At 44.3% G+C, this 980-nt stretch carries 1 protein-coding gene; it reads right to left on the reverse strand.

The annotated features are described in order from the left end of the window. Positions 1 to 719: transposase (locus L4C32_RS20730; RefSeq protein ID WP_428198776.1), on the reverse strand; the 719-nt coding region annotated here is incomplete at its 3' end. Positions 720 to 980 lie beyond the last annotated feature (261 nt).

Below are 980 nucleotides of genomic sequence, written 5' to 3' on the forward strand. Positions count from 1 at the left end.
AACAACGGAATGCCTTTAATCAACTCGTTGGTTGGGTTACCAATGAAGGGATGCAGGCAAGGAGGAGTTAACTTGTTCGATTTAAGGGCAGCGAGCCGCTCTTTGACTGAGGTGAAATCAGAGGTTTCAAGTGAGTCTGCCATGCTGGCTCGAATCGGATTTAAATCGACATAAGCCATCGCGGTTAGTAGCGCTTTCTCATCCAGCAACGCCTGGCTTTTAAAACGGCCTTCCCAGAAGTGTCCAGTGCAGTCATCCTCTTTGTTCGCCATTCTTGCTATGGTTTGATTGATGATTTTCATGAACCAACTGATGCTAGATAACCGTTCGCGCCACTCGGAGATGATTTGCTGACACACGGCTTTGGTTGAGCTATGAGTGTCTTGTTTTGTTAGGTAGCGGTGAATCAACACAGGCATTTCGTGCAATGAGCACCAGCGTTCCACGACCTCTTTTTCAGATAGGTTTTTAACGCCATCACAATCAATACTGAGCACTAAATGGTAGTGATTATTCATGATGGCATAGGCACAAATATCTATACAAAACATGGCGCTGAGCTCTTTGAGTTTATCTTCAATCCAACCACGACGGTGCTCAAAGCTCTGTTGGGTAACAGAATCTACACCACACAAATAACTGCGTCTCACACATCGAGAGACAATGTGATAATAGGGTGTCGCCTCTGAGCAGATAAGCTGACTTCTTGGTACGGTCACTGGAAAACTCTCACCACAAATTGAACATGATGACAGTGTAAGCAGGTTTTCCCATGTAGATATACAGGAATGAAAAACCCTGCGAGTGAATCAGTGTTGAGCTTGAAATAGATGAAAACTGTGAAGTTAAAAGTGTGAGATAGGTACTTGGGGTGTCTGATGAGATGGTCACCTCTGTCTCGGCATCGCAATGTGCCATGATTAAGGTTCGACAGAATCAACAACAGAGGTGACCACTATGAAATATAAGCTCATTAGTAT

The sequence above is a fragment of the Aliivibrio kagoshimensis genome (assembly GCF_050337105.1).
Classification (GTDB): domain Bacteria; phylum Pseudomonadota; class Gammaproteobacteria; order Enterobacterales; family Vibrionaceae; genus Aliivibrio_A; species Aliivibrio_A kagoshimensis.